This is a genomic window from Stutzerimonas azotifigens DSM 17556 (assembly GCF_000425625.1).
GTDB classification, from domain to species: Bacteria; Pseudomonadota; Gammaproteobacteria; order Pseudomonadales; family Pseudomonadaceae; genus Stutzerimonas; species Stutzerimonas azotifigens.
This window is the reverse complement of record NZ_KE384414.1, coordinates 98,044-117,297: the sequence shown is the minus strand read 5'-3', so window position 1 is coordinate 117,297 and position 19,254 is coordinate 98,044. Positions and strand designations below refer to the sequence as shown.

The window sequence follows — 19,254 nt, the reverse complement described above, 5'->3', positions numbered from 1 at the left end:
ATTTGATCGGAATTAGACGCGGGGTGGACGCCAGACGGCGTCTAAAAGGCTAGAGGGGATCAGGCCGTTATAGGGAGTGGTCACGGGTTTAGCAGCAGGCATCAGCTGGGCTTTTATTGAGACAAGCTGAAGGATACTTGCAGTTTTGCATTCTTGGCCCGTCTTGCAGACGGTCGCCGTTCCATGCTCATTCGCTTCACAGCACTCGTGTTCAGCACCGTCATCGGCGCCAACCATCGAAGCGTGGTCGGTCGTCATGGCGCCCACACCTTCCATATCGGACATCATGTGATGCCCGGACGATCCAACCGTCATGAGCATTTCCGCTATCCCATTGATCTGAAGCGCAAGCACTAGCAGCAGGATAAGGAAGGAGCGCATGTAGGACGTCATATTTCCAACTTACGGGGCAATTCATGAGCAATCAATGAGGCAATCGGTCGCTTCGCAACCGAAGCCTAAGCCTAAGCCGACAGGCTTCAAACTACACGCGTTTGACGGAGCCGGAGTGCGTTGAACACAACCGATGCTGAGCTGAGGCTCATGGCCAGGGCAGCAATCATCGGAGACAGCAACAGTCCGAAGAACGGATAGAGCAGACCTGCGGCAATCGGGATGCTCAACCCGTTGTACATAAAGGCAAACAGAAGGTTCTGACGCATATTGCGAACCGTCGCCACCGAAAGCGTGCGCGCGCGCAGTATCCCCATCAGGTCACCTTTAACGAGCGTAACTTGGGCGCTGTTCATGGCGACGTCAGTGCCCGTGCCCATCGCTATGCCGACATCAGCCCTGGCGAGCGCCGGCGCATCATTTATTCCGTCGCCTGCCATGGCGACTACTTTACCTAGGGCTTGTAGCTTAACCACCAGCGCCTCCTTGTCCTGCGGCTTCACTTCGCCATGCACCTCATCGAGCGATAGCTCACGAGCCACCGCGCGGGCAGTGGTAAGCCCGTCGCCGGTGGCCATGATGACTTGCACGCCCTCCGCTTGGAGCCGCGCTACAGCTTCCTTGGAAGTCGGTTTGATTGGGTCCGATACGGCCAGCAAGCCGGCAAGTGCCCCATCAACAGCCAGGTACACAATGCTGGTACCGCTCTCGCGCATTTTTTCTGCCTGATATTTCAACGGCTCGACGCTCACACCCGCATCTTCCATAAGCGCGGTGTTGCCTAGCTGTAGCTGCTTGCCTTCCACCAGACCACGGACTCCGATCCCTGACCCTGACTCGAAGGTCTCTGGCTTCGCCAGCTGGAGACCTTCGCTTCTGGCATGGTCTACGATCGCGTGGGCTAGGGGATGCTCACTACCTTGATCCAAGCTGGCAGACAAACGGATGACTTCCTGCGAGTCAAACGGCGTGACGCCTATGGCCCGATCGAAGACAGGTCGGCCCTCGGTCAAGGTTCCTGTTTTATCGACAATCAGCGTGTCTACCTTACGGACATTTTCGATGGCGCCTGCGTCTCTGAAAAGCACTCCACTTCCAGCCGCTTTGCCTGTGGCAACCATGATCGACATAGGCGTTGCCAGGCCAAGTGCGCAAGGGCAAGCAATGATCAAAACCGCAACTGCATTGATCAGGCCGAATACCCAGCCCTGGTCAGGCCCGAACAGGCCCCATGCAAAGAATGTCAGCAAGGCGATACCGATGACCGTCAGCACGAAATAACCTGCAACCGTGTCTGCCATTCGCTGCATGGGTGCTTTGGAGCGTTGTGCATTCGCAACCATCTGGACGATTTGTGAAAGCATAGTCCCGGAGCCAACCCTGGTGGCTCGCATGACAAGCGAGCCGCTCGTGTTCATCGTCGCGCCGATAAGCGAATCGCCTGTCCGCTTCGTCACCGGAACCGGCTCGCCCGTTAGCATGGATTCATCGACGGCGCTCTCGCCCTCCAATACCTCTCCATCAACGGGTACCTTTTCACCAGGACGAACGCGCAGATGGTCGCCCTCATGAACATGTGTGAGCGGGATGTCCTCCTCTGAACCATCTTTGGCGATACGGCGAGCGGTTTTAGGTGATAAGCCAAGCAGGGACTTAATTGCCGAGGACGTCTGCGAGCGGGCCTTCAATTCCAGCAACTGGCCCAGCAGAGTCAATGAAATGATCACCGCGGCGGCTTCGTAATAAACGCCTATCCGGCCGCCTACTGTGAATGACTCTGGAAACATGCTCGGTAAGAGGGTTGCTACGACGCTGTAAATATAGGCAGCCCCCGTGCCAAGCCCGATCAAGGTCCACATGTTTGGGCTGCGATGTTTGACCGAGGCGAGACCGCGCGCGAAAAATGGCCAGCCTGCCCACAAGACAACCGGGGTCGTGAGGGCCAGTTCAACCCAGTTCTGGCTAGCCCCGTGAAACAGCGGTATCGCATGTCCCGCCATTGCCAACAGGGTTACTGCTACGGTCAGGGGCAGAGACCACCAGAATCGCTTCGAGAAGTCCTTGAGTTCGGGATTCTCCTCCTCGTCGAGTTCAGGGATCAGAGGTTCCAATGACATCCCACAGATAGGGCAATCACCTGGACCCATTTGGCGGATCTCAGGGTGCATCGGGCAGGTGTACTCTGTCGTTGCATCACCGGCGGGTGGTTTCTGTGCGGGTGGGGTAGATGCCCGAGAGGAGGTTCCATGAGCCTGCGGTGCAGCGAGATATCGAGCAGGGTCGGAACGAAACTTGGTCTGGCAACCCTGGCTGCAGAAGCGGTAAGTGCTTCCCTGATAATGCTCTTGATGCTCGCTATCCTCTTCCACCTTCATCCCGCAGACGGGGTCTGTGAGTGCTGCAGTACCTTTCGTTTGGTCGGGCTGGTGATGGCACTGCTGAGAGGACATACGGGGCACCTTATGGATTGGTTAGCGACGAACTTGGCCTATTGCAGGGACATTTGCGGTTTTTCAATGCTTGCAGCGTCTGACAGCCAATATATGCAAAGCGTCCTGACCAAAGGCTGAAGTAACCATTACATTTCTGTCAGGTTCTCTGGTATGTCAGGTCGTATGTATGTTGAAGCGAGCTGCTGGAAAAGTAGCTCGCGCAGATACCGCCTGCTGGCCTAGCCTATGCCTCCATTGTTCGATGCTCGGCCGCTTCATTTTGATGAATACCGAACCGTGCAAAAGCCTAAGCGCAGGTACTCTGCTTTTGAATACGCCTTTGGCAGAGTGGGATACGCCGTACGCTCTAATGAAGCCATAGGAACTCCTTTTCTGAGGAGTCAGAAAAGATAGTCCACGATCAGAGGCTGTGCGGTCGATTTGGTAAATTCTCTTGGCATCAACACGTTACGTGCGAAGTGAGTGAATTTTACTTATATCTCGGCATGACCCCTTACTCGGATCGCCCAGATATCTCTCAGTCGGAGCGGGATTTTCTGCCCGACCAATTTCCCTTTGTTCCAGGGCTGACGGCTCCAGGTAGCGATGATGTTCATGGCAAGTCCTCCACGTGTGGGAGGACAAGGATGGCTAGCCAGAGCAATGGTCGCTAACCGGCCAGAAGCTGACGTTCAAATTCGTCTAATAATTGCGTGTCAGTCATTACCGCCGGGCTGCGCCGGCAGATGGTTTGCGTGGCTAGGTGTTGTCAGGTAGGTTCGATCGAATCAGTGGGTCGAATAACAAGGGCAGCTATGGACTTCGCTAAGGCTTACAAGCAGTGCAGAAAATCGATGGCGCTGGGGCGAGGAATAAAAGCAGTAGAAGCTTGCTTACATCGAGGGAAGCATGAGTTTGATAGTTTGCAGGAAGCGAAGCTGAGCTGTTTTCGGGATATTCGCGGATATAAAATTGTTTCATCTGGTGAGTGTGCATTTTTTCCAAGAGATCTTTCGGAAATCAAAGTGGGCTCTGGGCTAGCTTGGTACAGAGATACGTTTGCGACTACTGAGATAGTACTCCCCCCATATCATAGCTTTGGATTTCTATCTGAATACGGCGGAAAAATCTCGAAAAGCAACAGTGAAGAGGAAAGGTACGCTCACGCGAATAATATGCTGTTGGAAATGTACACGCCCCCACGAATGGCCGACCTGATTTGTGGGGCATGGTCTCAGCGCATCACTTTTGCTCAGTATCAAGAACAGCTGATTGAGGCTGTAAAGGCATACTGTCTGGGTCTGTACGGCGTGGCAATTGTTGGAATTCTGCCTTGCATAGAAGGGTTCCTAAGAGAGCTTGGAAAGCACGTCTCTCTTCCAGTTAAGGATGCCGTGAATATAGAGACGCTTCTAAAGGTTTTTCATCGAATAAAGCAAGGTGAGTTGAAACGACTGGTCGCAGGTTATGATTGGTATCCAGACAAGGAATTAACGATAAACTATTTAAGTCGATATCATGAGCGAGTGCAGATGCTGGAGAGCATGGAAATGTACTTCCGTGGGTGTTTTTACGGTCATACAGAGTCGTTACCATCGCACTTTGTTTTAAATCGGCATGGGATTGCGCATGGATTCTTTAAAGGCTACGCAACACCGAGTAATTTCTTGCGGCTTTTTAATTTAATTAGCTTATTGTCGTTTGCAGCCATTCTTGTCGAAGGGCGCGGTAGCATGTTACAGCCGGGAGTTACCACTGATTCCGAAGCATTGGCATTGAATTTTACTAAATGCCTATTATCCCGACGATACGTTCAGCCGAATGCTCAATCGATTCTTCCATCCCCTATTATTTTGGGCTAGCCCTATACTCCACGGCACGCCCGCCGGCCGCGCATCGGGCAAGGATTCGGCCGGGCAAGGTGGTATTCAGATTTGCAGTCAGGTAGCGTCGCGCTCTTCCAAGGGAGGGGCGAGCGATGTGGACAAAGCATTACCGAGTGATGCGATCTGAGTTGGCCAAGTGCGAAAAAGCCAGGTCCGAACTGGAGAAGATGCACCCGCCCCACACCGTCCAACCGGAACAGGATGGACAGCTTCAGGACTATATTCAGAAGTCGGACAGTCTGTACGAATGGCGGCTGCTGATCTTGACCGAGTACTGGATGATAGAGGCAGACCGCCTCGGTGTCCCACTGCCTGATCGCGATGACAGGACTTTCTGGGGGCGAGTCGAATTTGATAGCGACCCGCGGGAGCCCAGGTATCTCACAGATGCTGGCATTCGCATTGTCAGGGCAGACATCCGCGAGGAGCGTAGGCAGCGCCGCGAGCCGGTAACCTTCTGGAGTAGCATCATGATTGGGGTAGTCGGCGCCCTGACCGGCCTAGCATCTGTCATACCGAACTGGTGGGCAGACTAGGGCGGCTATTGGCCGGTTAGCGACGGCCTGGCTTCGACCGTCGCTATGCATGGTCAAACCTCGGTCTGTTCCGCCATCTCTAGGGCATCATCGACCTCAATCCCCAGATATCGAACGGTGCTCTCCAGCTTCGTATGGCCGAGCAACAGTTGAACTGCCCGCAGGTTCTTCGTCCTGCGATAGATCAGCGATGCCTTCGTACGTCTTATTGTGTGAATGCCATACAGGGCTGGATCAGGGCCAATGGCTTTCACCCAACCTTTGACGATACGAGCGTATTGACGAGTGGATAGATGGTCTGAGATATGCAGCCGGCTCGGAAAAAGGCAATCCTCGCTGCGGGGCTGGGCATGATGTATGGCGATGTGCCGTTCCCTAAGATCAAATGGATTTTCCAGAATCTCAACAAAGCCGAGGTCCTGCTGACCTTCAATGTCGATTTTTTGGTTACGTATCTAGCCGACCGCCAAGCGAACCGGAAAGCCATTGCAAATATCGGCTTGGATCAGCATGTGCCATGGGACATGCTTAAACAGCTGAAGGCGCATCAGCCACGGAGCTGGCAATACCTGATCCAGCGCTATCTGTCCGAGGGGATCAAGCAGGAAAGCGGTGCCCAGTACATGACCGTCTTCTTCATTCGTCCGGCCGGCAGCAACCCGATGGCCTATTGGTTTATCCATCTGGCGAACAACTACCGCGCTAACGATGTGATGAAGAAGATCCACTGGAAATACGGCAACAACTTTTCCCATATGCTGTCGCCTTCCAGCTTTTTCAGCTACGACGCCAATCGGGATATCGCCGTGACAGGTCAGCACGATTTGCTGTTGGATGAGCATTATTTCGACGATGCTACCAATGACCGCATCCGAGGAGAACTTTCGGAGCTCTTGCCCAAACAGGTCTACGAGGTAGAACGGCAACCTTTTTTGGGCCTGATGAGCGGATTGACCAACTACACCATGGCTGACGAGCTTCGCGTAAAGCAGGCACTCGACATTGCTGTCGCGACCGGTGATCTGCTGGCGGTCGACAAGAACGGCAAAACAAGGCGTCGAAAAGGCACAAGCATCAAGTCGACAGATATCCTGATAGCGCCCCCGCAAAGACCCATCTTCTTCGTGCCACCTCTGAAGAAATCCAGTTCAGAAAACTGAGAGGGGCGGCATCGCTCTTCGGGTGGGCGGTTCGCCTCCAACGGTAGAGGTACCGGCATGATACAAGCAGTAGTTTTCGATGTGTTTGGCACGCTTCTCCAGATAGGTGAGCGCCGCCATCCTTTCCGCCAACTGATGCAGAACCTGCGGCTTCAGGGCAAAACACCAAGGCCGGATGACGCACGGACTCTGATGACTCGAAATCTGGGCTTGGCTGGAGCTGCCGATTATTTCGGTGCGCAGTTGAGCAACTCTGAGTTAGCTAGCCTTGAAAGCGACCTTTTCACCGAGCTGGCCAGCGTTCGCCTTTTCGATGATGCGTTGGAGTCGCTAAATCAGCTAAAGGACGCCGGCCTGAATCTCGCGTTGTGCTCCAATCTCGCAGCCCCATATGCGATTCCGGCCAAACTGTTACTGCCGTCGTTCGATGTTTACGGATGGAGCTTTGAGGTTGGGACAATAAAGCCTGAGCCCGCAATCTATCGTCAGATGATCGAACAGCTTGGCTGCGAAGCCTCCGCTATCGCAATGATCGGTGACACGTTGCAAGCCGATATGCTTGGTCCAATTGGGCAAGGCATGCGGGGCTACCACCTACAGCGTGAAGGAAAAGCCGATCAGTGCGGCTTCGTCTCGCTGATGGACTTTGCAGCCCACGTTCTGCAATACCCACCATCCGCCAACGGCTAAAGCGGCGTCGCCAGTTTTAGCTGACGCCGCTAGACCCGGATGGCTTACAGGCATGAAGACACCCTTTTTCTGTAACGGGAGCTCCTTCAACCCTTGAGCGCCAGAATACGCCGAGCGCCGTTGAGAACGATGAATCCCACGACGGTACCGATAATCAGGTCTGGGTAGTTGGACCCAGTCCAAGCGACGAGCGCTCCGGCGACTATGACGCCCATGTTGATGACCACATCATTGGCGGAGAATATCCAGCTCGCTTTCATGTGAGCACCACCTTCCCGGTGTTTGGAAATCAGCAGCAAACAACCCGTGTTGGCGAGCAATGCCAGGAACGCGACGGCCATCATTATCAGCGACTCGGGCTCGCTGCCGAATATAAAGCGTCTGATCACCTCTACGAGCACGCCGAGGGCCAAAATCAGCTGGAGCACACCAGCAAGGTGTGCAGCACGCACCTGCAGATTGACGCTGCGCCCAACCGCATAAAGGGCCAGGCCGTACACTGCCGCGTCAGCGAACATGTCGAGCGAATCGGCAATCAGACCCGCGGACCTGGCAATCAGGCCAGCAGTCATCTCTACCACGAACATGAAGGCGTTGATGCCTAACAGTAAACGTAGGGAGCGGGATTCCTGTGTAGAGTTCGCCGGATTCTCGGCGGCTTTGATCATCTCAGGGTCTGCCGCGACAGTTTTCTGAAGAGTGGCGCCTAGCCCTAACGTCGCCAGCTTTTTGGTTATGGGCTCAACGGCACTGTCATGCATGACATCTAACCGACGGTCCGACAGATCAAAAGTCAGCTTCCGAACTCCGTCCAAACCATTCAGCGCCAAGCGGATCATTCGCTCTTCTGATGGACAATCCATCTTGGGCACGGCGTAAACACTGACCCATTGCCCCGTCGTATCGGAAGGGTTTTGCATATCGGCATCAGCGGCTGGTGTCGCATCGCAGCCGCAGGGACCATCGGACTTGCTCATGATACGGCTCCACTTGAAATCGAAGATGGGATCATTAAAAGCCTTATAGCTACTATAAGGTCAATAACGCAGAGCCGATGAGGATTCACACGATGCGCATTGGTCAGTTAGCAAGGCTAATAGGGATTGATACACAGACGATCCGCTTCTATGAGCAGCAGGGCTTGTTGCCACCGCCTGATCGCCAGGCGAACGGCTATCGTGTCTACACCGAGAAGCATGGCGAGCGGCTAGCTTTCATCCGGCGCTGCCGAATCTTGAATCTGTCACTTCCAGAGATTCACGCACTCCAAAGCTACCAGGATGACCCTCGCCAGCCTTGTACGGCCGTCAATGCCTTACTCGATGATCACATTTCTCAAGTCAGATCCCAGATAACCGCTCTGCAATCACTCGAACGACAACTCGTTTCACTGCGGGCTAATTGCAACGATGGGCGGGAAGTTGAGGCTTGCGGCATTCTCGCCGGAATTAGCGAGGACGCATGCATTAAATGAACGGCGTTGGGGCTTGCGGGCCTGGTTACCCGGCCAACGCGCATGCCCTCGAAATGGTTGTTTGTCCCTGTGGTTTTTGCCCCTTCGTAGTGATGGCTGTCTCCGTGCGGTATCACTTTGAGTCAGGCCTGCCGAGGAAACGTGAGTTCAAACGTGGTCCGACCGTCTTTGCTGGCGACGGCCACGTGGCCTTTGTGGAGGTTCATCACTGAGCGGACAATCGCTAGCCCCAATCCTGCCCCGCGAGGTTGTATGCCGTTAACGCGGTAAAAGCGGTCGAACAGATGTGGGAGATGATCCGATTCGATAGTCGCGCCATGATTGGTGACAGCCAGCGAGACGATGTCTACGTCCTCCTCAAGGATCTTAAGTTCGACCGTACTGCCAGTATTTGAATGCCGCAGCGCGTTGGATAGCAGGTTGGAAATGGCCCGCTGGACCATAAGTCGATTTCCCAAAATCATGGCATCGCCCGTTACTGTCGTAGCGACTCCCGCTTCTTCGGCAAGGACTTCGAAGTATTCACATACGCGCCTCGCCTCGCTTCCTAAAGATAATTGTTCGAGCTTCAGTGCTGGGCTGGCGTGGCTGGCCTGGGCGAGAAACAGCATGTCTGACACGATTCGATCCATGCGTTCGAGTTCTTCAACCGACGACTCGATCACCTCCCGATAATGCTCCTTGCTTCGCTCACGCACCAAAGTCACCTGCGCCTTGCCTATCAGGTTGTTCAGCGGAGTTTTTAACTCATGAGCCACATCGTCCGAGAATTGTGACAGTTGCTGAACGCCGTCATCGAGTCGATGAAGCATTACGTTGAGGCTGTGCGCCAATGCCTGGAGCTCTTGCGGAAGCCGATCGGTGCGGATTCGAGGTGATAGATCCTGTGTAGATACCTTAGTCGCCAAGGCCCGGAACTTGCGAAGCGGCCGCAAGCCATTTTGGGCGATTAGCCATCCAGCCAATCCGATCAATATCAGTAGCATCGGCACGGTCACTAAGGCCGAGCGCAGGAATGCAGCCACCAGCCGTTGATCGGCACTGCGATCTTGCGAAAGTAAAAGCGTCATTGGAGCCAGTCCCGGGACTTGGATTTGCTTGCGCCCGGTTAGCATCTGCACGCCATCTTTCGTTGTCCAGCCAAGATAGTCGCCGTCCCTGCTCACGAGATCCAGCTGCTGCGGCGCATTGGCGAATCGGCCGATACTGAAAATGGGTGATTTCGCTGTATCGCCGATGACCGTAATCGAAAGGTTGTCATGGCCGAGTACGGTATCGCTCAATGCGTGTTGCCAGGAGCGGCCCATACGGGCTTTGGTGTCTTCGAGGAGTCCATGATCGATCTGAGAGAGCTTGGCCGTCACTTCCTCCTGGGCGCGCAGTTCCAGTTGGCGCACCAGTACCCAGTAGCTCAGTGCAATCAGCAGCGCGACCAAAGCGGCGCCGGTCAGTGTGATTTGAAGCGCGAGACGCGATGCGAGGCTGAGTGGCTTCAAGGCCGCGCCTCCAGCACGTAGCCCACACCCCGGATGGTGTGTATCAGGCGATCGCCGAAGGGTTCGTCCACTTTCATCCGCAGGCGACGAATCGCAACATCCACCACATTGGTATCGCAGTCGAAATTGATGTCCCACACCATGGCAGTTATTTCCGTACGCGTGAGGACTTCGCCAGTCCGGCGCATGAGCAGATGCAATAACGCAAATTCTTTGCTGGTGAGGTCGATACGCTGACCGCTCCGGTAAGCCCTATGCCGGGCCGGGTCCAGTTCGAGGTCGGCTACACGCAGGTTGCTCGGAAGTGTGACTGCCTCGCCTCGCCGCAACAGTGTCCGGATACGGGCAAGCAGCTCGGGGAACTGGAACGGCTTGACCAGATAGTCGTCGGCGCCCGATTCCAAGCCGCGGACTTTTTGCTCTAAGCGGCCATTGGCAGTCAGCATGATGACGCGTGTCTGCTTACGCCGCCTGATGAGTTCGAGAACCTCCCACCCATCCATGGTTGGCAGATTCACATCTAGCAGCACGATGTCATAGTCGTTCTGCAGTGCCAGGTGAAACCCATCGAGGCCATCACTTACGCAATCGACCAAGTAACCACATTCGATAAGACCCTGCTGCAAGTATTCCGCAGCGTTGATCTCGTCTTCGACAACCAGGATGCGCATGTTTTGAGGTAACTCGGCAAGGAGGTGCGCGGTAAGCGGAACCAAAAAAATCCATGTAGTAACTAGGTCAAGACGAAAGCGGCTTGGCTCTAGCGTGAAAGGCAGAGGCGAAAAGATCTGCCCAGGGAAGCGGGAAGCACTTTAACGCGGTAAAAGCCCTGTGAGGGCTATCTTGCGAATTTGTAATCTACCGGTCATTTGGTTGACCCGCAGCGCGAGCGGGTGCACCAAACGAAAAAAGGCGCCCTGATGGGCGCCTGAAACACATCTTCAAACCAAGGGAGCAAAACTAAAGAAGATGTGGTGTTGCTCATGGTGTTTCACAAGATCGAGAGAGGGTACTCGGCGATGAATCGGACCTCATCGAGGTCGGACTCGAAAGCAGTCGCCCGCGTGGTAGCCTGGCGCACCCGCAGAGACAAATCCTTGAGAGAGCCAGTCTGTACAACGTAGCGGGCTTCGACGTCGCGTTCCCAGCGGTTCTGTCCCGTCAGCGGCGCACCGTTATCGTCTTGGCGCATGTACACCTCGTTCGCGTTGCTGTAATCGGCGCCCCAACCGCGGGCGTAGCGGGTCATGAAAGTAAGCCCGGGTATGCCGTACTCCGCCATGTTCAGGTCGTAGCGCAGCATCCAGGACTGCTCTTTAGGTGAGTTGAAATCACTGTACTGAATGGAGTTGTTCAGGTAGATCGAGTCCGCCTGGCGCAAGTAGTCAAAGTCGTTGTTACCGTTGTTTCGCTGATACGACGCCGTGACGGTGTGCGCGCCGAAGGCGACACCCAGGCTGGAGCTCCAGATGTTGTTGTTGAACTCGCCCAGCAACTCACGGCCTTCGTCGGTTGCCTTGTAATAGTTGAAGCTGGCCAGCAGCGCGACGATATCGGAGAGCGGATAGGTGGCCGACGCACCGAAGTAATGCTGGTTCCAGGCATCTTTGAGGCGGCTGGTGTACAGGCTAAGACTGATATTTTCATTCACGCTGTAGTCACCGCCTGCGTAGCCGAGCCAAGGCGCGTCTACGCCCCCGCCGTAGAAGGTGACGAAGTCTTCGTTCATGTTACTGGTGTTGGGCTGGCTCATCGCGTGCAAGCGGCCTCCCTGAAGGGTGAGGTCGTCCAGCGAGTTGTTCACAACGGTGACACCCTTGAAAGACTCCGGCAGCAGCCGAGAGTCGCCGAAGTGCACGACAGGTGTAGTGGGAAATACATCGCCGGCTTTGATCTCGGTGTCCAGCAAGCGTGCTTTCACCGCGCCCCCCACCCGTGTGAAGTCATCCTCAGGATCGCCAGCGCTGTCGTGGGGAAGCAGGTCGATGCTGCCGCCCACACCGGAGCGCCCCGAACCGGAGTCGAGCTTGAGGCCGAGCATGGCGAAAGCGTCGAAGCCAATCTCTACCGAGCCTTGGGTATATCCGGACTCGAAGAAGGCCATCAATCCGTGGGCCCATTCCTCGGAGTAGCCATTGCCGGCGGCACTCTCACCGTCGCGAAAATCCCGATTGAAATAGAAGTTGCGATTTATCAGCGATAGCGTGCTGCCTTCGATGAAGCCCTCGGCTGTTTCCGATTGGGCAAAGACCGGGGCGCTGCCCAATGCCAGTGAAAGGGCTGTCAGCGAAAAAACGGCCTTTTTGCTCATGATGATGCTCCTTATGTACGGCAGGTCAGTGCTCGAATGACGCCTTTCGCCTTTTTGTTTTTAGCGCTTGGCCATGTTCTTCCCCTAGAGATGACGGCAGGATTAGCGGCAAATGACTATTTTGTAATCTGAGGAAGCCCAATCGCGCACTCCTTCGATTACAGATTTGTAATGTTGCGGTCACCAGGTCGTTATCCACACTTATTTAAAGTCACCACCCCATAGCCATCAGCTATCTCGCCGGCTTGGCAAGGCTGATAAAAACGCTTTCGTGTATTTGTCTACTAAATTCAGGGCGAATCACTATCGCAGTAGAGGCGCATGTGTTTCGCGTCTTGGCGGGGGTAGTTCTTATGATTGGATTCGACATCTAAACCAGGAAGTCATCGTTTTGCCTTGGATGAGAAAAATAGTTTTGCTGATGTTGCTAGCCTTGTTCCCATTGCAATCATCATGGGCAGTTGTTAGCACGAGCTGCAGTCATGAGGATGGTTCGGCAGCAAATCATCTTGGACATCACGAACATCCGCACGAGTCTCTGGGTACTGACGAGGAAGGATCGTCAAAAGCCGCAAAAAAAATCAGTCTGGATGGAGACTGTGTCTTTCATGGCGACCATATCAAGCCGCTTATAACGAAAGGGATCTGTCCTGGTTCGGTATTATCAATGAGCTTGAAACCGTTTCCTTCTGCTAGCTACGCATCGGCTGAAGCGGGGCGTCCTGAGAAACCTAATTGGCGCATCGGTGCAAAACCGGTGGGACGCCAAAGTAACCAGTAAGCGCCATTTATCTGTATCTGACGTCTCACCGAACCTTCCCTTTTTTTAGGAGATTTCGGTGCGAAAAGCTCTTTTCTCGCTGGGGTTGACGACGTTGTCGTGCAATCTCGCCTTTGCGCAACCCTTAGAGTTGCCGACCTTCACACAGACCTTACCTGTCGGTGTGTCAAATACATTCCCCGTTGAGTCTGTCGAATCCATAAGCTTTCTACGCGCCTTGGAACTCGCTAGCTCTGCAAGCCCTGAACTGGCTGTTGCAAGACGTGAGCTGGCTGCTTCTCGCGCATTAATTAGCCAAGCCGGAGCACGTCCGAATCCAATATTGTCCGCTAGCCAGGAGGGAATCCGGGGCGATGCCCCGGAGACCACGCTTGAACTGAGCCAAGAAATAGAGCTGGGTGGTAAACGTTCGGCTCGTATTGAGGCGGCGCAACGAGCCTTGGACGTAGCAGCTGCTGACCTACAGGACGCCCAAGCTCGACTGAGGGGGGCAGTGATGGGCGCGTACTACGATGTGCTTACTGCTCAAGAACGGCTGGACCTCGCTCAGGCTGCTTCAAAGCTTGCGAAGCAAGCAGTGAACGTGGCCAATCGACGTGTGAGGGCCGGCATGGTTTCTCCCGTAGAGGAAACCCGGGCGCGGGTTGCGGCTACTGGAGTGCAAGTAGAGCTTGCCCAGGCCACAGCTGAACTCGAAGCTGCGCGCACTCGGCTGGCGGCCAACTGGGGAAATCCACAGCCACGCTTTGAGCGAGTAAAAGAGCCGGTAGAGGCAGTGCCTCCTCTTCCCGAGCTAGCTGAGCTTTATAGCCGTTTGAACGATTCCGCCCAACTAACCCGCGCGCGTCGGGAGGCTGAAAGACGTCGGGCTGCGTTGGAGCTGGAAAGGACGAATCGCTTTTCTAACGTGACGGTTAGCGTAGGTGCCCAACGCTCAGATGAATATAACGGCACGCTGGGACTGGTGAGTATCTCGATGCCCCTGCCGTTGTTTGATCGAAACCAAGGCAACATCGGAGCAGCACAGGAACGGGCCTACCAGGCGCAGGACGAGCTTAACGCCGTCCATATACGCCTGAAAAGCGAACTTTCCCAAGCGCACATGCGGCTGCGCACTGCTCGCCAGCAGTTCGAACTGTTGCGCAACGACATGCTCCCCAGTGCCCAAAGCGCTTATGAAGCTGCCAGCAAGGGGTTCGAACTAGGAAAGTTCACCTTCCTTGACGTACTGGATGCTCAACGCACGCTTTTCCAAGCCCGCTCTCAGTATCTGTCTGCGCTCTCGCAAGCTAACCAGGCGGCGGCGGAAATCGCCCGAATCGTCGGCGATGGGTCGGCCGTTATCACCTCGGCCACTCAGCCATAAGGAATCCATATGAAAAGTAAATCGAATACATCTTCCTTGGCTGGTCACAAGAAGCAGATTTTTTGGATCGTCGTCATATTAAGCGTGGCACTTGTGCTTGGCGGATTGCTTCTTCGCAGTAGTCCAGCTGTGCCCGAAGCGGGCGACGCACATAGCGAGCATGGTGACGCATCGGAGCAGGAGGATGAAGGGCATTCGGATGAGGATGCTGAAGCCGAAGGAGATCATGGCCATGATGAAGGAGGCGCCGATAGCGATCACGAGGTCGGTGCGGCAGAGAAAGATGAGCATGAAGATGAGCCCGAGGGAGCGGAGCACACTGAAACAGCAGAGGTAGAACTCTCAGAGACACAAATCCTAGCCGCCGGCATTTCACTGGCAACTGCTGAGCCCGCAAAGATACAAAGCGCAATCGAGCTGCCAGGTGAAATTACGTTTAACCAGGATCGTACAGCGCAAGTTGTGCCTCGTCTCTCAGGTGTCGTTGAAGCGGTCAAAGTCGATTTGGGCGAACAGGTGAAACAGGGGCAAGTGCTTGCTGTGATCGCGAGTACCGACCTGTCGGAACGTAGAAGCGAGTTCTACGCGGCACAAAAACGTCTTGCATTGGCTCAGAAAACCTATCGACGCGAAAAGGAGCTGTGGGAAGAGCGTATTTCTGCAGAACAGGATTATTTACAGGCACAACAGGCTCTACGGGAAGCAGAGCTGACGGTTGCGAATGCAAAAGCACAGCTACAAGCGCTTGGTAGTGATGCTGGCAAGCCAGACGCATTGAGCCGCTACGAACTCAGGGCGCCGTTCGATGGGATGATCGTTGAGAAGGACATCACGCTCGGTGAGTCAGTCAATACCGACGACCAGATATTCATCATTTCCGATCTCTCTACCGTTTGGGCAGATATCAGCGTTCCTGCCAATGCACTCAGCGCGGTACGAGTCGGCAGCAACGCGGTTATCGAAGCCACAGCATTCGAGTCCAGTGCCAATGGCACCGTTTCTTATGTCGGCTCACTTGTTGGTCAGCAAAGCCGCGCCGCTACCGCCCGGGTCACGCTTCCGAACCCGGAAGGTGTTTGGCGTCCCGGCCTGTTCGTCAAAGTGCGGGTAGGCTCTGGCGGAGTGTCCGTGCCGGTTGCAGTCAAGCCCGATGCGATCCACACGTTGGAAGATAATCCGGTGGTGTTTGTACGGACCGACCATGGCTTTGCTGCTCAGCCAATCGTGACTGGTCGCGGCGATAGTGAAGCGGTTGAAATCAAGGAAGGTCTTCAGGCCGGAGTGCGCTATGCCTTGGCCAACAGTTTCATCATTAAGTCCGAGCTTGGCAAAGCCAGCGCCTCGCATGCTCACTGATACGGAGTTATAGACTGTGTTCGAACGTATCATTCGCTTTTCTATAGAGCATCGCTGGCTGGTTTTGCTAGCCGTGCTTGGCATGGCAGCGTTAGGAGCTTACAGCTACCAAAAGCTGCCTATCGATGCTGTCCCTGATATCACCAACGTACAGGTGCAAATCAACACTGCGGCCCCAGGTTATTCCCCGCTGGAAGTGGAGCAGCGCATTACCTACCCGCTCGAGACGGTAATGGCCGGGTTGCCCAAGCTCGAGCAGACCCGTTCCTTGTCTCGATATGGACTTTCTCAGATCACAGTTATTTTTGAGGAAGGCACTGACATCTATTTTGCCCGCCAACTTGTGAATGAGCGCTTGGGAGGGGCCAAAGATCAGCTTCCGGAAGGCGTCACTCCAACACTTGGCCCTATTTCCACTGGGCTTGGCGAAATCTATTTTTGGACGGTTGAAGCTGAGGACGGTGCCACCAAATCGGACGGTACGCCTTATACCTCTGCTGACTTGCGTGAGATTCAAGATTGGATCATCAAACCGCAAGTCCGCAATGTACCAGGCGTAACTGAGATCAATACGATCGGAGGATATGCAAAGGAATATCAGATCGCCCCCAACCCAGACACTTTGCGGTCGTTTGGACTAACACTACAAGATTTGATCGAGGCGGTTGAGCAAAACAATAACAATCTAGGTGCCGGATATATTGAAAAACGCGGCGAGCAGTATCTTGTTCGTGCTCCAGGACAAATGCAATCAGTAGAGGACATCCGCAATACCCTTATTAGCAACGTTGACGGTACCCCAGTACGTATCCGCGACGTTGCGACGGTAGAGGTTGGAAAGGAGCTCCGTACTGGCGCAGCCACCGAGAATGGCCGCGAAGTGGTTCTAGGTACGGCTTTCATGCTTATCGGTGAAAATAGCCGGGTAGTTTCTAGGGCTGTCGATGACAAGATGAAAGAGATAAACCTTTCGCTTCCAGAGGGCGTAAAGGCGATTACTGTCTACGATCGAACTGTACTCGTAGACAAAGCTATATCCACCGTTAAGAAGAACCTCACTGAGGGTGCCATTCTTGTTGTGGTTATACTTTTTCTCTTCTTGGGCAATATCCGTGCGGCGATCCTAACCGCACTTGTTATACCGCTGGCGATGCTCTTTACGTTCACCGGCATGGTAGCCAACGAGGTCAGCGCCAACCTGATGAGCTTAGGCGCATTGGATTTCGGCATCATTATCGATGGTGCCGTGGTGATTGTTGAGAACTGCGTGCGTCGACTTGCTCACGCTCAGTCCCATCACGGGCGGGCATTAACGCTGTCCGAACGGCTTCATGAAGTGTTCGCTGCGGCAAAGGAAGTGCGTCGGCCTCTACTCTATGGGCAGCTGATCATTATGATCGTATATCTGCCGATATTCGCCCTTACAGGGGTAGAAGGTAAGATGTTCACGCCCATGGCGTTTACCGTAGTGACAGCGCTATTCGGGGCGATGATTCTCTCGGTGACGTTCGTCCCGGCAGCCGTTGCGCTCTTTATCGGCAAGCGTGTTACAGAGAAGGAAAACTTTCTAATCCGCAATGCTAAACGGGCCTACGCACCTGCATTCGATGCGGTGATGTCCAACAAGCCAGTAGTGCTCACCTTTGCCGTTGTTGCAGTTGTACTTTCCGGCCTCGTAGGGGCACGTATGGGCAGTGAATTCGTGCCTAGCCTCAACGAGGGGGACTTCGCTATCCAAGCCCTTCGTGTACCGGCTACCAGCCTTAGTCAGTCTGTCGAGATGCAGCAGCAGCTGGAGCGAAAGCTCATGGATGAGTTTCCGGAGATCGAGCGGATTTTTGCGCGCACAGGCACTGCGGAGGTGGCATCCGATGCCATGCCTCCAAACATCTCTGACGGGTACGTCATGCTGAAGCCACAAGAGCAGTGGCCGGATCCAGGCAAGTCGCGCGACGAACTCTTAAGCGAGGTCCAAGCATCCGCCGCTGAGTTACCGGGCAATAACTACGAGTTTTCCCAGCCTATTCAGCTGCGTTTCAACGAGTTGATTTCCGGTGTTCGTGCCGCTGTAGCCGTGAAAATCTATGGTGATGACATGGAGGTTCTTAACAGCACGGCGGCGGAAGTGTCCGAGGTGCTAGGACAAGTACCAGGCGCCTCCGAGGTTACGGTCGAGCAAACGACTGGCCTTCCTATGCTCACGATTGATATCGATCGCGATCAAATCGCACGATACGGCCTGAGTTTAGATACTGTACAGCAAGCGGTTGCAGTAGCCATCGGGGGCCGAGAGGTAGGCACCTTGTTTCAAGGAGACCGGCGTTTCGATATCGTAGTTCGTTTACCGGACGAGATACGAAGCGATCTCGCCGCAATTGAGCGGCTCCCAATTGCCCTTCCAAGGGAATTAAACAGCACCATAAGTTATATCCCCCTCGGCGAGGTGGCCACCCTGGATTTGGCCCCCGGTCCGAATCAGATCAGTAGAGAAGAAGGGAAACGGCGAATTGTCGTCAGTGCAAACGTCCGTGGTCGTGACATTGGATCATTCGTATCTGAGGCAGAACAGAAAATCCAGGCCCAGGTAGATATCCCGGCAGGTTATTGGATCGACTGGGGCGGTACCTTTGAGCAGCTTGAATCGGCAACGAAGCGGCTGCAGATTGTCGTCCCCGCGGCGCTGCTCCTGGTCTTCATTCTGCTTTTCATGATGTTCAACAATGTCAAAGACGGTTTGTTGGTCTTTACAGGGATTCCATTTGCGCTCACCGGAGGCATTGTTGCGCTGTGGCTGAGAGATATCCCATTGTCCATTTCAGCAGGAGTTGGCTTTATTGCTCTGTCGGGCGTCGCCGTTCTAAATGGCCTGGTAATGATCTCCTTCATCCGTAGCCTACGGGAGCAAGGTTTACCTCTGGGCACCGCGATCCGCGAGGGCGCTCTGACCCGGCTACGGCCGGTATTGATGACAGCCTTGGTGGCTTCACTCGGGTTCGTTCCGATGGCCTTGAATGTGGGTACCGGTGCAGAGGTACAGCGCCCCCTTGCGACGGTGGTGATCGGGGGGATTCTCTCCTCAACGGTGCTAACGCTATTGGTACTGCCGTTGCTCTACCAGCTGGCTCATCGGCGCGAAGACGAATTGGAGGAGCAAGAAATCGCGTTGGCCGCTGACAGAACAAGCTAGAGATTGGATGGCGGCACACAACGCCCCGTTCTTGCTAGCTCGCGAGAACGGGGCGTGTTGGTTTCGGAGTGCTAAGATTCAGCGGCGGCGCAGCGGGCAGCAAAGCCTTTATAGCGTAGGTCTAATGCATCTAAACGGTGAATAGAAAGGGTGCTCAGCGCTTAGTGCGTATGACTCCGCGCTACA

The 19,254-nt window shown here is 54.6% G+C and carries 12 protein-coding genes and 3 pseudogenes; 7 read left to right on the top strand and 8 right to left on the bottom strand.

Translation table 11 applies throughout. The annotated features are described in order from the left end of the window. Window positions 1-12 precede the first annotated feature (12 nt). The 3 genes and pseudogenes from H610_RS0117715 to H610_RS25145 form a co-directional block, all read right to left on the bottom strand. Entirely contained in the window at window positions 13-393 is a 381-nt protein-coding gene (locus tag H610_RS0117715; protein WP_003292653.1) for a hypothetical protein, read from the bottom strand. Window positions 394-479: 86 nt separating this feature from the next. Continuing rightward, on the bottom strand, window positions 480-2,843 hold the full coding sequence (locus tag H610_RS0117710) for a heavy metal translocating P-type ATPase (RefSeq protein WP_015275571.1): 2,364 nt from the start codon (window positions 2,841-2,843) through the stop codon (window positions 480-482). Window positions 2,844-3,337: 494 nt separating this feature from the next. Next, window positions 3,338-3,442 (bottom strand): annotated as a pseudogene (locus tag H610_RS25145) (integrase); the annotation flags it as partial. Window positions 3,443-3,640: 198 nt separating this feature from the next. Here H610_RS25145 and H610_RS25605 point away from each other — a divergent pair. Beyond that, complete coding sequence (locus tag H610_RS25605; RefSeq protein ID WP_015275572.1) at window positions 3,641-4,687, top strand: hypothetical protein; 1,047 nt, start codon at window positions 3,641-3,643, stop codon at window positions 4,685-4,687. Window positions 4,688-5,300: 613 nt separating this feature from the next. On the opposite strand, the pseudogene H610_RS25140 reads toward H610_RS25605, so the two are convergent. Beyond that, window positions 5,301-5,606 (bottom strand): annotated as a pseudogene (locus tag H610_RS25140) (tyrosine-type recombinase/integrase); the annotation flags it as partial. Between H610_RS25140 and tcmP the strand changes: the two are divergent. Together tcmP and H610_RS0117685 are read left to right on the top strand one after the other, a co-directional pair. Next, window positions 5,604-6,407: pseudogene (gene tcmP, locus H610_RS0117690) on the top strand (three-Cys-motif partner protein TcmP); the annotation flags it as partial. The pseudogenes H610_RS25140 and tcmP sit on opposite strands and share 3 nt — an antisense overlap. A gap of 57 nt (window positions 6,408-6,464) precedes the next feature. Further along, window positions 6,465-7,097, top strand: coding sequence for an HAD family hydrolase (locus tag H610_RS0117685; RefSeq protein WP_003292660.1), 633 nt, complete (start codon window positions 6,465-6,467; stop codon window positions 7,095-7,097). A gap of 86 nt (window positions 7,098-7,183) precedes the next feature. Here H610_RS0117685 and H610_RS0117680 read toward each other — a convergent pair whose 3' ends face one another. Beyond that, complete coding sequence (locus H610_RS0117680) at window positions 7,184-8,074, bottom strand: cation transporter (RefSeq protein ID WP_003292661.1); 891 nt, start codon at window positions 8,072-8,074, stop codon at window positions 7,184-7,186. A 92-nt stretch (window positions 8,075-8,166) separates the two neighbouring features. Here H610_RS0117680 and cadR point away from each other — a divergent pair, with 92 nt between their 5' ends. Then, window positions 8,167-8,571 carry a Cd(II)/Pb(II)-responsive transcriptional regulator gene (cadR, locus tag H610_RS25135; protein WP_003292662.1) on the top strand — a complete coding sequence of 135 codons (405 nt, stop codon included), beginning with the start codon at window positions 8,167-8,169 and terminating at the stop codon, window positions 8,569-8,571. 122 nt (window positions 8,572-8,693) lie between these two features. Here the strand turns inward: cadR and H610_RS0117675 are convergent, their stop codons facing one another. The 3 genes from H610_RS0117675 to H610_RS0117665 form a co-directional block, all read right to left on the bottom strand. Next, a complete protein-coding gene (locus H610_RS0117675) occupies window positions 8,694-10,067 on the bottom strand; it encodes a heavy metal sensor histidine kinase (RefSeq protein WP_003292663.1) in 1,374 nt (457 codons plus the stop codon). Further along, complete coding sequence (locus tag H610_RS0117670) at window positions 10,064-10,738, bottom strand: heavy metal response regulator transcription factor (protein ID WP_003292664.1); 675 nt, start codon at window positions 10,736-10,738, stop codon at window positions 10,064-10,066. The genes H610_RS0117675 and H610_RS0117670 overlap by 4 nt, the downstream gene beginning before the upstream one ends. Window positions 10,739-11,058: 320 nt before the next feature. Continuing rightward, complete coding sequence (locus H610_RS0117665) at window positions 11,059-12,378, bottom strand: OprD family porin (protein WP_023444719.1); 1,320 nt, start codon at window positions 12,376-12,378, stop codon at window positions 11,059-11,061. 839 nt (window positions 12,379-13,217) lie between these two features. Between H610_RS0117665 and H610_RS24140 the strand changes: the two genes are divergently transcribed. From H610_RS24140 to H610_RS0117640, 3 genes are read left to right on the top strand one after another with little or no spacing between them, the layout of a single operon-like run. After that, complete coding sequence (locus H610_RS24140; RefSeq protein WP_043238932.1) at window positions 13,218-14,525, top strand: TolC family protein; 1,308 nt, start codon at window positions 13,218-13,220, stop codon at window positions 14,523-14,525. 9 nt (window positions 14,526-14,534) lie between these two features. Next, window positions 14,535-15,881 (top strand): efflux RND transporter periplasmic adaptor subunit, encoded by a 1,347-nt coding sequence (locus H610_RS25130; protein WP_031323264.1) that lies wholly within the window; start codon window positions 14,535-14,537, stop codon window positions 15,879-15,881. Window positions 15,882-15,897: 16 nt separating this feature from the next. Further along, a complete protein-coding gene (locus H610_RS0117640; RefSeq protein WP_028240910.1) occupies window positions 15,898-19,068 on the top strand; it encodes an efflux RND transporter permease subunit in 3,171 nt (1,056 codons plus the stop codon). The last annotated feature ends 186 nt before the right edge of the window (window positions 19,069-19,254 follow it).